The following is a 13586-nucleotide window of genomic DNA, read 5'->3' as shown; positions in this document are numbered from 1 at the left end:
AAACAGGAGATCACCATGGATATTGGAATCAGCGAACAGGATCGTACCCGTATTGCCGAAGGTCTGTCGAAACTGCTGGCCGACACCTACACCCTGTATCTGAAGACCCACTACTTCCACTGGAACGTCACCGGCCCGATGTTCCAGACCCTGCATCTGATGTTCGAACAGCAGTACAACGAGCTGGCGCTGGCCGTCGACCAGATCGCCGAGCGCATCCGTGCTCTTGGCCACATCGCCCCCGGCAGCTACGGCGACTACGCGCGCCTGACCTCGATCGCCGAAAGCCAGGGCGTGCCCAAGGCACAGGACATGATCCGCGAGCTGGTGCAGGCGCACGAGACGGTCTGCCGCACCGCACGTTCGCTGTTCCCGGTCGCCGAGCCTGCCAGCGACGAGCCGACCGCAGACCTGCTGACCCAGCGCCTGCAAGTGCATGAAAAGACAGCCTGGATGCTGCGCAGCCTGCTGGAAAGCTGAGGCCGCGACGCGCGTGATACACTGCCGCAAAGTGTAACCGCACGCTCACCATGACACGTTTCACACCTACGCCAGCGCCACCGGACAAATCGCTGTTTCATGCCGCGATCCTGGTGTCGCTGGCGCTGCATCTCCTGCTGCTGCTCGCCCTCGGCCGGCACGGCCTGCCCCGCATTCCGTCCTGGCAGCCGGCGGCGCTGCAAGTCACGCTGCTGGCGACCCCGCCGGCCAGCGCCCCACCGCCACTGGCCACGCAGCTGGCACAGCACGACAGCGAGGCCGGCAGCGCCGCCCCGGCAGTCAAACCTGCTCCGGCAACGCTCGCCGCTGCCACGGCCGCCGCCAGCACCAGGGCCACGCCGGCGCCGGCCGCCCCCAAGGCCGAGTCCGCCCCCGTGCTCAGCCGTGCCCAGTCCGGCTACACCACACCACCGCCAAGCCCAGAGCCTGCGCCGCGCAGCGCGCAGGACTGGCTGAGCCAGGCGCGGCAGCTGGGCAGCAGCGCCAATGCCGCCGGCGGCGAGGCGCAGGACAAGGCCAGGGCGATATTCGGCGTCAACGCCACCGGGGTCAGCTGGGCGCGCTACGTCGAAGACTGGCGCCTGAAGATCGAACGCATCGGCAAACGCAACTACCCGGCAGAAGCGCGGGCGCAGAACCTTTACGGCAGCCTGGAGCTGGCGGTGGTGATCCGCGCCGACGGCGCGCTGCAGGAAGTGCGCCTGCTGCGCAGCTCCGGCCAGCCGGTGCTGGATCAGGCCGCGCAGGACATCGTGCGCATGGCCGCCCCCTACGCCCCATTCCCGCCAACGTTGGCCGCAGAATTCCGCAGTCTGGAGGTGGTGCGCAAATGGAGCTTCACCACCGCCAACCAGCTCTCCGCCAATTGATACAGGATCCACCATGTTTGAAGTCAACCGCAGTGTCGTCATTCTGAAACCACGCCAACCGTTCGCCGACTGGCTGGGCAGCCTGCCCGGCGCGCCGACCGTGGCACTGGACGAACTGCGCCGCAACGGCAACGCGCTGCTGATCCCGCACGTCGACGACGTCGACCCCGCCGATTTCCTCGCCGAGCACTACCACGCGCTATTCAGCGCCGAGCTGGCCGACTGGTGCGAGGACGACACGCTGTGGCCGCCGGCGCTCAGCGCGGCGCTGTTCATGGACTGGTTCGACATCGACATCCACCCGGTGCTGACCGATCTGGTCAGCAGCCCGCTGGAACGCGAGGCGTTCCAGCCGTTCGATCTCGGTAGTCAGTAAACCCCGGTGCCGGCGGCTCAGCGCCGGCACGGCAACAACAAACTGACGCCACCTTGCCGGCAACGGCTTTTCCACACGAAGGGGAAATCATGACTCACAGCACCGGCATCAAGGTTCGCGGCTACCACCTCGACCTGTACGGCCACGTCAACAATGCGCGCTATCTGGAATTCCTGGAGGAAGCGCGCTGGACCTTCTTCGAGGAGCGCGCCGACCTGCCCGCCTTCCTCAGCTCCGGCATCGCGCTGATCGTGGTCAATATCAACATCGACTACCGCTACCCGGCGACCATGAACGACCAGCTGGCGATCGAGACCGCGGTCAAGTCGGTCGGCAACCGCAGCGCGGTCATCCACCAGTGCGTGAAGCTGGCCGGTAGCGACACGGTGGTGGCCGAGGCCGACGTCACCTTCGTCGCATTTGACGGCAAGCAGAACAAGGCGGTGGCGATCGAGGGTAAACTGCGGGAACTTCTGACCGGGCTGCAACACCAAGCCTGATCCTTACCGTCTTCGCAACAGGACAGACTCAGTCATGAAAAAATGGATACTGGCACTGGCCGGCATCGCCGTACTCGCCGTTGTCGCCTACCTCGCGCTGTTCAACAAGCCGCAGGCGCCGCAAGTCCACTACACCAACCTGTCGGGCCAGACCGCCAGCACCGACAGCCTGAAGGGCAAGGTGGTGCTGGTCAATTTCTGGGCCACCAGCTGCAGCGGCTGCATGGCCGAGATGCCGAAACTACGCACCACCCATGAGAAGTACGCCCCGCAGGGATACGAAACCGTGGCCGTGGCGATGAGCTATGATCCGCCCAATTACGTGCAGACCTACGTCAAGGACACCGCGCTGCCCTTCTTCGTGACGCTGGACAGCAGCGGCAGCATCGCCAAGGCCTTCGGCGAGGTACAGCTGACCCCGACCTCGGTGCTGATCGACAAGCAGGGCAACATCATCAAGCGCTATGTCGGCGAGCCGGACTTTGCCGAACTGCACCAGCTGATCGAGCAGAACCTGAAGGCCTGATCACACAGGCCGCAAAAAAGCCGTTGCCATCGAAGGATGGCAACGGCTTTTTTCATGCTGCCGTCAGTGGCAACGTTGGCCGCACACCGGGCAATCCGGATCGCGCGGCACCTTCAGCTGACGGAAGCTGCCGTCCAGCGCGTCGTACAGCGTCAGCTGTCCCAGCGCCGGACGGCGCCCGGCCAGCAGCTTGATCGCCTCCACCGCCTGCAGGCTGCCGATCACGCCGACCAGCGGCGCCAGCACGCCGAAGGTGGCGCACGGCCCGTCGCTGGCCTCGCCCTCGTCCGGGAACAGGCAGTGATAGCACGGCGATGCGTCGTCGCGGGTGTCGTACACCGCCAGCTGCCCGCTAAAGCGCACCGCGGCGCCGGACACCAGCGGCACCCCGGCCGCCACGCAGGCGCGGTTGATTGCGTGGCGGGTGGCGAAGTTGTCGGAGCAGTCCAGCACCAGGTCGTGTGCCGCCACTTCCGTCACCAGCCGCTCACCGGCCAGGCGCTCGGCCAGCAGCCGCAACTGCACGTCCGGATTGATGACGGCCAACCTTGCCGCCGCCGATTCCACCTTGCGCTGCCCCAGCGTGCCCATGTCGTGGATGATCTGCCGCTGCAGGTTGGTCAGCTCCACGGTGTCGTCGTCGACCAGCGTCAGCTGGCCAACACCGGCGCTGGCCAGGTACAGCAGCGCCGGCGCGCCGAGACCACCGGCGCCGACCACCAGCACCCGTGCGGCCAGCAGGCGTTGCTGGCCCTCGATGTCGATTTCCGGCAGCAGGATGTGCCGGCTGTAGCGCAGCAGGGCTGCGTCGTTCAGTTCTTGCGTCATGATGCAAAAATGGCCGCAAACGCGGCCATCTCCCTTGATCTTGATTCAGGTTTTATTCTTCCACACCCTTGCGGCTGAACTTGACGCCCAGCTGCTTCAGCTTGCGGTAGAGGTGGGTGCGCTCCAGGCCGACCTTTTGCGCCACCCGGCTCATATTGCCGTTTTCCAGCACGATGTGGTACTCGAAGTAGCGCCGTTCCAGCTGCTCGCGCAGTTCGCGCAGCGGCAGGCTGAAGTCGAAACCGGTTTCTTCCGCCGGCTTGTCGTGGCGGAACTGTGCCAGCACCTTGTTCACTTCCGGCGCGTCCAGCTCGCCGGATTCGGCGGTCAGCGCCAGGCTCTTGATGATGCTGCGCAGCTGCTCCAGGTTGCCCGGCCAGTCGTACTGGCGCAACGCGTTCAGCGCCGCCGTGGTCAGCTTGCGGCTGGGTACCTGCTTCGACTCCACCAGCTCGTGCAGGATCTGCTCGGCGATCGAGGTGATGTCTTCCGGGTGCTCGCGCAGCGCCGGGATCGGCACGATCACGCTGGACAGCGCGGTCAGCATGCGGTTGTCACACTCCGGATCGACCAGCAGCTCCTGCAGCGGACGGCTGCAGGAACAGATCAGCCGCACGTTGAAACGGTCCAGCTTGGACAGCAGGAACAACAAACCCTGCTGCGTGCGGCGGCTGTACTGCCCGATTTCCGGCAGGAACAGCACGCCGTTATTGGCCTTCTGCAGCAATTCCAGCGGCGCATCGGCCAGCTGCTCCACCTTGGCCGGGGTCACCCACGGCGTATTGCCCTGGTGGAAAAAGCGCGCCACCAGCTCGAAGCCGGCGCCGGACTCACCGGTCAGCAGCACCGGCGACTTCAGTTTCGATACCCGCTCCAGCTGCTTCTTCAGCTCCTGCACGGTTTCGCTCTTGCCCATCTTGTCGAGGTTGAGCGAGGTATTGGCCTGCATGTCGCCGTATTTCAGCGCGCGCTGCACCGTGGTCAGCAGTTTCTGCAGGGCGATCGGTTTTTCGAGGAAATCGAACGCGCCGATACGCGTGGCCTCGACGGCGGTGTCGATGCTGGCGTGACCGGACATCATCACCACCGGCATGTTCAGTTGTCCGGATTTGGCCCACTCCTTGAGCAGGGTGACGCCGTCGCAATCCGGCATCCAGATATCCAGCAGCACCAGCGCCGGTCGGGTCTGGTTGCGCAATTGACGAGCCACTTCGGCATTTTCAGCCAGCGCGACGGTATAGCCTTCGTCCTGCAAAATCTCCGAGAGAAGCTCCCGGATACCGATCTCGTCATCAACAATCAGAATATCGCTGCTTCGCATTAAGCCTCCAGCAAGGGCAGGGTGAGAAGGATGCGCGCACCGCCGCTCTGTGCATTGGCAAGGGTGATCTGTCCATGGTGTTCCTCCACTATCTTTTTCACCACGGCCAGCCCCAATCCTGTCCCCTTGGCCTTGTTGGTTACATAAGGCTCAAACGCACGGGGAAGGATGTCCGGACTGAAGCCAACACCGTTGTCCTCTACGCAGACGAGCACGTTCCTTCCTTCTAGTCGGGTGCTAATTTGAATCATCGGGATGTCAGCGTCAAGGATTGCATCTTGTGCGTTCTGCAAAAGATTGTGCAGCACCTGGCGCAGCAAAGCCGCATCCCCCATGACTGGCAAGGGTTGCAGGCTTAAATCCACCTTCAGTGCGGGGTTACTTTCGTACAGCACCAGCACCTCGCGCAGCAGCGTATTCAGCTCCAGTTTGACCAGTTTGATCTTCGGCGCCCGCGCGTAATCGCGGAAAGCGTCGACCATTCCCTTCAGCGCGGTCACCTGTTTGATGATGGTATCGGTGGCGCGCTTCAGCATTTCGGCATCCGACGGCTGCAGCTTGTCGGCCAGCTTCATCGCCAGCCGTTCCGCCGACAACTGGATCGGCGTCAGCGGGTTGCGGATCTCGTGCGCCAGCCGTTTCGCCACCTCGCCCCAAGCCGCATCGCGCTGCGCGCGCCCCAGCTCGGTAATATCGTCGAACACCACCACGTAGCCGGTGGCCGGCTGTTCCGGCAGGATGGCACCGCGCGCCACCAGCTGGCGCGGCCCCTGTGCGCCGAGGTAGTCGATCTGCTGCTGCCAGTCGTGCGGATTGGTGGTCGCCGCCTCGCGCAGGATGGTCTCCACCAGCGGCGACAGCTCCGGGCGCAGCACCGGCCACACCTGCAGCTCGTGGCCGGACAACTCGCCGAAGTCGACGCCGAGAATGCGCGAGGCACTGGTGTTGGCCGCGCGCAGCTGCCAGTTGTAGTCGAAGGCGATCACCCCGGTCGACAGGTTGGCGAGGATACTCTCCAGGTACAGCTTGCCGGACTCCAGCTGGCGCCGGCTCTCGTCGGCGGTCAGTCGCGCCTCGTCCAGCTGCTGCGTCATGCGGTTGAACATGGTGGTCAGGATGCCCAGCTCGTCCTTGCGGTACACCGGATGGCGCTTGGAAAAGTCGCCCTGCGCCACCGCGCGGGTACCGGCGGCCAGCTCCGACAGCGGCGCCGACAGGCGCTCGGAGATGAACAGCGCGAACGCCAGCGCCGCAGTCAGCGCCAGCAGGAACACCAGCGCCAACGTCAGCATGTAGAAGGTTTTCAGGCCGTCACGCGACAGCACCAGCTGCCGGTACTCGGCACGCGCGTCCTCGATCAGCTCGGCGTCGCGGGCAATGTCCACCGGCGCCGGCTGGATGATCTGGATGATCTGGGTCTGGTCGTTGGCGTAGCTGCGGTAGGACAGCAGCACCTTCAGCTCCAGCGTGCCGTCGGGCGCGCTGTCGATGATCTCGTGGCTCTTGCGCTGGCGCAGGCTGCGCAACACGTCCGGGTCCGGCGCCCTCGGCAGGTAGCGCACGTCGTCCGGCCCGGCAAAGCTCAGCAGGCGCCCCTGCTGGCTGTACACCGCGATTTCCTGCACCCCCAGCTGCTCGCGCATGCGCAGCAGCTGGCTGTTGAGGCTGTGCTCGCCGTAGTCGGCGATGTCGCGCGCCACCAGCCGCGACTTGCGGCCCAGATCGGACAGCACGAAGCCGAGCGCGTTGCGCCCCAGCTCCAGCCCGCGGTCGAGCGCGTTTTCCACCTCGACGTTGAACCAGCTTTCGATACTGCGCGTCAGGAACTGTGCGGAGACGGTGAACACCAGCATGCCCGGCAGCAGCGCGATCAGGGTGAACATCACCACCAGCTTCTGCGTCAGCTTGGCGCCGAACTCGCGGCTCTTCACCCGCCGGCGCAGACGCAGCATCTGCCGCGCCACCACCGCCAGCAGGCCGGCCAGGCCGAAAGCGTTGAGGCCGAACACCCACCAGTAGTACTCGGCCAGCTTGGAGGTGTTGCCGGTGGAAATCGCCAGCAGGTACAGCAGCACGAAGCCGAAGGCGGTGGCGATGACGGGATAGCGCATCAGTTGCCTCCCGACGGGGCGATGCCGTTCCAGCCGGAATCCATCGCCCAGTCATCGGCGCCCAGCGCGTTCAGCTGGAACGGGCGCGGCAGCTGGCCGAGGTCCAGCGCCAGCCGCAGCCGGCCGCGCAGCTGTTGCTGTTCCACCGGCGACCAGTCGGCGATGTCCATCACCTTCCAGCCGGCGATGCTGCCGACCGCGGCCAGCGCCTCGTCGAGCGAGGCGTAGTTCTTGGACAGGCCGCCGATGGTGACACGGTAGCGGCCGGTGAGCCCGTAGTAGCTCAGTTTGAAGCTGAGGCTGGCGGTCGGCTCGAACCAGCGCGACAGCTGCAGCCAGTAAGCCGAGCTGCGCGGCCGCGTCAGCTCGAAGGTCAGGCGGAAGGTCAGCGGCACGCCCTGCTGCAGCGCCTGCTGCAGTTGCGCGGGCAGCGTGATGCGGTAACGGCTGGCCACGCTGAGTGCGCCGTCCTGCGCCTCCAGCTGCAGTCGCTGCGCCACGATACCGTCGGCGGCGTGGCACAGCCCGGCCTGCATCAGCAGCAGCAGGCTGGCGAGCAGCAACAGCCGTTGCTTAAGCTTTTTCCAGCAGCGCGTAATAGAAGCCGTCATGGTCTGCCGAAGGCAAGAGTTGTTCGGAGCCGGCCAGGCGTGCATCCGGATGACGCTGCAGGAAGGCGTCCAGCTGTTGCTGGTTCTCTTCCGGCATGATCGAGCAGGTGGCGTACAGCAGCTTGCCGCCGCGGGCCAGCAGCGGCCACAGCGCGTCCACCATCGCCGCCTGTTGCTGCCCCAGCGCGGCGAAGTCTTCCGGCCGGCGCAGCCACTTGATGTCAGGATTGCGGCGCACCACGCCACTGGCCGAGCACGGCACGTCGGCGAGGATGCGGTCGAACGGCACGCCGTCCCACCAGCTGTCCGGCTTGGCGGCATCGGCTGCGGCCAACGTGGCCGTCAGCTGCAGGCGCGCCAGGTTCTCGGCCACCCGTTCCAGCCGTGTCGCGTCGATGTCCAGCGCGGTGAGCTGAATGTCGGCCAACTCCAGCAAATGACCGCTCTTGCCGCCGGGGGCGGCGCAGGCGTCCAGCACCCGCATGCCATCGGCGACCTCCAGCCGCAGCGCCGCCTGTTGCGCGCCGAAGTCCTGCACCGACACGCGGCCTTCGGCAAAACCCGGCAGGTCGCGCACATTGCACGGTGCATCCAGCTTCACCGCGTAGTCGCCGAGCGCCTTGGCGCCGCGACCGGACGCCTGCAGCGTCTCGACGTAGGCGGCGGCGGTGCCGTGACGGCGGTTGATGCGCAGCGTCATCGGCGGATGGCGGTTGCTCTTTTCCAGGATGTCGGTCCAGCGCGTCGGATAGGCGGCGCGCACCTTCTGCACCCACCAGCGTGGGTGGTTGTAGCGCGCCTCGTTGTCGGCCTGGGCATCGGCCAGCAGCTGATCCTTGTTGCGCAGGAAGTTGCGCAGCACGCCGTTAACCAGGCCCTTGAGGCGGCCGGCGGCCAGGTCCTGCGCCAGCGTCACCGCCTGGTCGACCACCGCGTACGGCGCGGCGCGGGTGTGGATCAGCTGGTACAGCGCCACCAGCAGCAGGCGCTCGACATCCACCGCCGGCAGCGGCTTGGGCACCAGTGCCCGCAGGATGAAGCGCAACTGGCCGAGATTGCGCAGGCTGCCGTAAGCGATGTCCTGCAGCGCGCCGCGCTCGCCGGGCGTCAGGGTCTCGCTGCGCTGGATATTGCCCAGCGCCTCGGTCAGGGTACGCCCTTCTTCTACACGCGCGATGATGCCCGCGGCCAACTCCTGGATTCGATGCATGTCAGTCTGGTTCTTTCCAATGAAACCGGCCACCGTTCGCACAGGGAACGGTGGCCGTTTTAAATAATGGTGCAATGATACCGGTCAGCGACCGTTGCGCGCTATCTGATTGAGGCGGGCAATGCGCTCCTCGGTGTGCGGGTGGGTGCGGAACAGGCTGCCGAGGCCGCCACCGGACAGTGGGTTGATGATCATCATCTGCGCCGTTTCCGGATGCGCCTCGGCCGCCGGCATGATGCGGCCCTGCGCGTAGTACTCGATCTTCTGCAGCGCGCTGGCCAGCGCCAGCGGATCGCCACTGATTTCGGCGCCGCCACGGTCGGCCTCGAATTCGCGTGCGCGAGAGATCGCCATCTGGATCAGGCTGGCCGCCAACGGTGCCAGCAGCGCCACCGCGATGCTGGCGATCGGGTTGGCCGGGCGCCCTTCCTCGTCGCGACCGCCGAAGAACATCGCGAAGTTGGCCAGCGCCGAGATGGCACCGGCCATGGTGGCGCTGATGGTGGAGATCAGCGTGTCGCGGTGCCTGACGTGGGCCAGCTCGTGCGCCATCACGCCGCGCAGCTCGCGGTAGTCCAGCATGCGCATGATGCCAGTGGTGGCCGCCACCGCAGCGTGCTCCGGATTACGGCCGGTGGCGAACGCGTTCGGCTGCTCCTCGTGGATCACGTACACCCGCGGCATCGGCATCTGCGCGCGCTGCGCCAGCTCGGCCACCATGTTGTACAGCTCCGGCGCGGTGCGGGCGTCGACCTCCTGCGCGTTGTACATGCGCAACACCATTTTGTCGGAGTTCCAGTAGGCAAACACGTTCATCGCGCCGCCGAACAAGAGCGCCAGCAGCATGCCGCTCTGGCCCCCGATCATGCCGCCTATCATCCCGAACAGCGCCACGATCGCCGCCATCAGGATGGTGGTTTTCAGCCAGTTAAAGCCCATCGCGTCCTCCTTTTTACAAGCCCATGTTCCCGATATGGGGCCATCGGCATTGGAATATCAAGCCCCGAGCAGGGTTCCCGCCAGCGCGCCGCGCCCGGCGACAAAGTCGCGTGCGGCCAACCTTTTGCCGCCGGCGGCCTGCAGCTGGGTCAGCACCAGCAGACCGCTACCTGTGCCGACCACCACGCCGTCGGCGTCGGCACGCAGCACTTCACCGGCCGGCGCCGTGCCGGCGACGGCGTGCGCCTGCCACAGCTTCAGCGCCTCGCCGCCCAAGAGCGTGTGCGCGCCCGGCGCCGGGTTGTAGGCGCGGATGGCGCGGGCGATGTCGGCCGCCGGCTGCATCCAGTCGATGCGCGCTTCTTCCTTGCTCAGCTTGGCGGCGTAGGTGACGCCCTCTTCCGGCTGTTTTCGGGCCACACAGGCATCCAGCCGCGCCAGGGTACCGACGATGGCCTCGGCACCGAGTGCGGCCAGCTTGTCGTGCAGGCTGGCGGCGGAGTCGTCGGCGGCAATCGGCAGCGGGTGGATGCTCAGCATGTCGCCGGTATCGAGGCCGACGTCCATCTGCATGATGGTGATGCCGGTTTCCGCGTCACCGGCGAGGATGGCGCGCTGGATCGGCGCCGCACCGCGCCAGCGCGGCAGCAGCGAGGCGTGGATGTTCAGGCAACCGCGCGCCGGCATGTCCAGCACCGCCTTGGGCAACAGCAGGCCGTAGGCGGCCACCACCATCGCTTCGGCCTGCACCTCGGCCACCAGCGCCTGCGCGTCCGGCGTCTTCAGCGTCAGCGGCTGCTCCACGCGCAGGCCGTGCTTGAGCGCCAGCTCCTTCACCGGGCTGGGCTTCAGCTTCATGCCGCGCCCGGCCGGGCGATCCGGCTGCGTCAGTACCAGCGCGATGTCGTGGCCGGCGTCAATCAGCGCCTGCAAGGCGGCGGCGGCGAATACCGGGGTGCCGGCAAAAATCAGTTTCATCGGGAATCCTCAAATGCGACGGGGCACGACTGGCGTGCCCCGCATCGGACTGCGGCCAACGTTGGCCGCACGCTTACAGGGTGTGCTTCTCGCGCTTTTTCAGCTTGGTGCGGATGCGGTTCTGCTTCAGGTCGGACAGGTATTCGACGAACACCTTGCCGTCGAGGTGGTCCACCTCGTGCTGCAGGCAGATCGCCAGCAGGCCGCCGGTCTCCAGCTCGAAGAACGCCCCCTTCGCGTCCTGCGCACGCACCTTGACGTGCTCGGCGCGGGTCACCTTGTCGTAGATGCCGGGCACCGACAGGCAGCCTTCCTCGTACACCGTCTCGCCGTCCTTTTGCAGGAACTCCGGGTTGATGAACACGCGCGGCTCGTTGCGGTCCTCGGAGATATCGATCACGATCAGGCGCTGGTGGAAGTCCACCTGCGTCGCCGCGAGGCCGATGCCCTTGGCCTCGTACATGGTCTCGAACATATTGTCGATCTGCTGCTGCAGCGCGCTGTCGAAGCTGGTTACCGGTTGCGCAACCTTGTGCAGGCGCGGGTCGGGATAATGCAGAATGTTGAGCAGTGCCATAATCAAACCGTTATTCCAGTTGTAGGATGCCGTGACAGGCAACGATAATGTTGCCAGCATCCGGTTTCACTATAAATTACTGAGCCAGTGCCGGTCAGGTGGGGTCATTCATCAATGTTTAAACCTATTATACCGCTCATCCTCGCGCTGGGCCTGTCCACCGCCGCATTTGCCGACACCCTGCAACTGCGGCCGGATGCGCCGCAACGCTACGTGGTCAAGCGCGGCGACACGCTGTGGGATATCTCCGGTCGCTACCTGACCGCGCCGTGGAAATGGCCGCAGCTGTGGAACATGAACCGCGACGAGGTGAAAAACCCGCACTGGATCTACCCCGGCAACGTGCTGTACCTGGAGATGGTCGACGGCAAGCCGCGCCTGCGCCTGGACCGCAGCGCGCTGCGCGTGGTCAAGCTGTCGCCGCAGGTGCGCGCCGAGCAGCTGGACAGCGCCATTCCCACCATCCCGGCCAAGATCATCGACCCCTTCCTCAAGCGCCCGCTGCTGATCGAGGACGAGGCCAGCTACCTGCAATCGCCCAAGATCATCGCCGGCCCCGACAACCGCGTGATCCTGTCCACCACCGACCGCGCCTACAGCCAGGGGCTGGATGCCGGCGGCCTGTGGCAGGCCTACCGCCTGGGGCGCACCATCACCGATCCGGACAGCGGCGAGGTGCTCGGCCACGAGGCCACCTACGGCGGCGACCTGATGGTTGACAAGCTGGACGAGGTGTCCACCCTCAGCGTGCGCAAGATCGCGGAAGAAGTGCTGGTCGGCGACCACCTGCTGAAGAGCCTGCCCGCACCGCTGCTCAACTACACCCCGCACGAGCCGCCGCCGGAGCTGGAAGGCCGCATCGTCACCAGCTACGCCGGTGTCAACGAGATCGGCCAGCAGTTCAACGTGCTGATCAACCGCGGCGCGCGTGACGGCGTCGAGGTCGGCCACGTGTTCGGCGTCTACCGCGCACCGCGCCAGATCAGCGTCGACAAGAAGCAGCAGGTCACCCTGCCCAGCGAGAAAGTCGGCCGCCTGATCGTGTTCCGCGTGTTCAACAAGGCGTCCTACGCGCTGGTGCTGGACGCCACCCAACCGATCATGATCAAGGACCGCATCGCGCAACCGTGACCCCGCAATCCCTGCTCGACTGGGCCACGCTGGCGCTGACCCCCGGCATCGGCCCGCAACGCTTCCTGCAGCTGCTGCAGCGCTTCGGCGATGCCGGCCACGCCTGCCGTGCCGGCCACGGCCAGCTCCGCGACCTCCTCGACAGCAAGACGCTGGCGGCACTGGACGCCGGTGACGGCGCCCGCGCCGCCGAGGCGGCGCTGCAATGGGCAGAGGGCACAGACTGCCACCTGCTGACGCTCAACGACGACGACTACCCGTGCCAGCTGGCCGAGGCCGGCAGCGCCCCGCCGCTACTGTTCGCCCGCGGCCGACGCGCCCTGCTCGCGCAGCCGATGCTGGCGGTGGTCGGCAGCCGCCACGCCACGCCGCAGGGCGCGGACAATGCCCGCGACTTTGCCCGAAGATTGGCCGCACACGGCTATAGCATCGTCAGCGGCCTGGCCGGCGGCATCGACGCCGCCGCGCACGAGGGCGCGCTGCACGAGGCGGCCAGCACCATCGCCGTGATCGGCACCGGCATCGACCGCGTCTATCCGGCGCGCAACCGCGAGCTGGCGCACCGCATCGCCGGCCACGGCCTGATCCTGTCCGAGTTCGCGCTCGGCACCCCACCCCTGGGCGGCCACTTCCCGCAGCGCAACCGCATCATCGCCGGCCTCGCCCGCGGCTGCCTGGTGGTCGAGGCCGCGCCGCAGAGCGGCTCGCTGATCACCGCGCGACTGGCGCTGGAAGCCGGCCGCGACGTGATGGCCATCCCCGGCTCCATCCACAACCCGCAGGCGCGCGGCTGCCACCGCCTGATCCGGGACGGCGCCCGGCTGGTGGAGAGCGCCGACGACGTGCTGGACGAGATCGGCCGCCTGCCTGCGGCCCCCGCCGCCAAGGCCACGGCCACGCCCGCCGCCAGCGATGCCGACGCACACCCGTTGCTGGCCGCCATCGGCTACGACCCGGTCGACAGCGACACCCTGGCGGCACGACTCAAGTTGACGGCAGGGGAGCTTTACGCGATGCTTCTTGAGCTTGAGCTGGCCGGACACATCGAAAGTCTGGACGGCGGGCGCTACCAGCGCCGATCACCGGCGCCAAGCCGTCCCACCTAACC

General features: G+C 66.4%; 15 protein-coding genes. 7 read left to right on the top strand and 8 right to left on the bottom strand.

All coding sequences use genetic code 11. The annotated features are described in order from the left end of the window. Positions 1 to 15: 15 nt before the first annotated feature. The 5 genes from PQU96_RS04615 to PQU96_RS04595 all read left to right on the top strand — a co-directional run bounded on the left by PQU96_RS04615 (position 16) and on the right by PQU96_RS04595 (position 2772). On the top strand, positions 16 to 480 hold the full coding sequence (locus tag PQU96_RS04615; protein ID WP_272765399.1) for a Dps family protein: 465 nt from the start codon (positions 16 to 18) through the stop codon (positions 478 to 480). Between the two features lie 50 nt (positions 481 to 530). After that, positions 531 to 1370: an energy transducer TonB gene (locus PQU96_RS04610; protein ID WP_272771071.1), complete on the top strand. Its 840-nt coding sequence runs from the start codon at positions 531 to 533 to the stop codon at positions 1368 to 1370. 13 nt (positions 1371 to 1383) lie between these two features. Then, complete coding sequence (locus tag PQU96_RS04605; RefSeq protein WP_272771070.1) at positions 1384 to 1746, top strand: VacJ; 363 nt, start codon at positions 1384 to 1386, stop codon at positions 1744 to 1746. A gap of 89 nt (positions 1747 to 1835) precedes the next feature. After that, positions 1836 to 2246, top strand: coding sequence for an acyl-CoA thioesterase (locus PQU96_RS04600; protein WP_373316265.1), 411 nt, complete (start codon positions 1836 to 1838; stop codon positions 2244 to 2246). A gap of 34 nt (positions 2247 to 2280) precedes the next feature. Continuing rightward, the gene (locus PQU96_RS04595) at positions 2281 to 2772 is read left to right on the top strand and encodes a TlpA family protein disulfide reductase (RefSeq protein WP_272771068.1); all 492 of its coding nucleotides are present in this window, start codon (positions 2281 to 2283) and stop codon (positions 2770 to 2772) included. 63 nt (positions 2773 to 2835) lie between these two features. Here PQU96_RS04595 and PQU96_RS04590 read toward each other — a convergent pair whose 3' ends face one another. From PQU96_RS04590 to def, 8 genes are all read right to left on the bottom strand, one after another. Beyond that, positions 2836 to 3600 carry a HesA/MoeB/ThiF family protein gene (locus PQU96_RS04590; RefSeq protein WP_272771067.1) on the bottom strand — a complete coding sequence of 255 codons (765 nt, stop codon included), beginning with the start codon at positions 3598 to 3600 and terminating at the stop codon, positions 2836 to 2838. Between the two features lie 52 nt (positions 3601 to 3652). Next, the gene (locus PQU96_RS04585; protein WP_120810170.1) at positions 3653 to 4921 is read right to left on the bottom strand and encodes a sigma-54-dependent transcriptional regulator; all 1269 of its coding nucleotides are present in this window, start codon (positions 4919 to 4921) and stop codon (positions 3653 to 3655) included. Further along, positions 4921 to 7032: a sensor histidine kinase gene (locus PQU96_RS04580; RefSeq protein WP_272771066.1), complete on the bottom strand. Its 2112-nt coding sequence runs from the start codon at positions 7030 to 7032 to the stop codon at positions 4921 to 4923. Before PQU96_RS04580 ends, PQU96_RS04585 begins: the two co-directional genes overlap by 1 nt. Next, positions 7032 to 7643: a DUF4390 domain-containing protein gene (locus PQU96_RS04575; protein ID WP_272771065.1), complete on the bottom strand. Its 612-nt coding sequence runs from the start codon at positions 7641 to 7643 to the stop codon at positions 7032 to 7034. Before PQU96_RS04575 ends, PQU96_RS04580 begins: the two co-directional genes overlap by 1 nt. Next, complete coding sequence (gene rsmB, locus PQU96_RS04570; RefSeq protein WP_272771064.1) at positions 7606 to 8853, bottom strand: 16S rRNA (cytosine(967)-C(5))-methyltransferase RsmB; 1248 nt, start codon at positions 8851 to 8853, stop codon at positions 7606 to 7608. The genes PQU96_RS04575 and rsmB overlap by 38 nt, the downstream gene beginning before the upstream one ends. An 84-nt stretch (positions 8854 to 8937) precedes the next feature. Further along, positions 8938 to 9792 carry a zinc metalloprotease HtpX gene (gene htpX, locus PQU96_RS04565; protein ID WP_272771063.1) on the bottom strand — a complete coding sequence of 285 codons (855 nt, stop codon included), beginning with the start codon at positions 9790 to 9792 and terminating at the stop codon, positions 8938 to 8940. 57 nt (positions 9793 to 9849) lie between these two features. Next, on the bottom strand, positions 9850 to 10770 hold the full coding sequence (gene fmt, locus PQU96_RS04560) for a methionyl-tRNA formyltransferase (RefSeq protein ID WP_272771062.1): 921 nt from the start codon (positions 10768 to 10770) through the stop codon (positions 9850 to 9852). 73 nt (positions 10771 to 10843) lie between these two features. Continuing rightward, positions 10844 to 11347, bottom strand: coding sequence for a peptide deformylase (gene def, locus PQU96_RS04555; RefSeq protein WP_272771061.1), 504 nt, complete (start codon positions 11345 to 11347; stop codon positions 10844 to 10846). 114 nt (positions 11348 to 11461) lie between these two features. Here def and PQU96_RS04550 point away from each other — a divergent pair, with 114 nt between their 5' ends. Further along, a complete protein-coding gene (locus PQU96_RS04550) occupies positions 11462 to 12478 on the top strand; it encodes a LysM peptidoglycan-binding domain-containing protein (protein ID WP_272771060.1) in 1017 nt (338 codons plus the stop codon). Next, the gene (gene dprA / locus PQU96_RS04545) at positions 12475 to 13584 is read left to right on the top strand and encodes a DNA-processing protein DprA (protein WP_272771059.1); all 1110 of its coding nucleotides are present in this window, start codon (positions 12475 to 12477) and stop codon (positions 13582 to 13584) included. Before PQU96_RS04550 ends, dprA begins: the two co-directional genes overlap by 4 nt. Positions 13585 to 13586: the final 2 nt, after the last annotated feature.

It is taken from the genome of Vogesella margarita, assembly GCF_028548475.1.
GTDB lineage: Bacteria > Pseudomonadota > Gammaproteobacteria > Burkholderiales > Chromobacteriaceae > Vogesella > Vogesella margarita.
The sequence above is the reverse complement of the archived record's forward strand: the minus strand, read 5'-3'. Positions and strand labels throughout refer to the sequence as shown.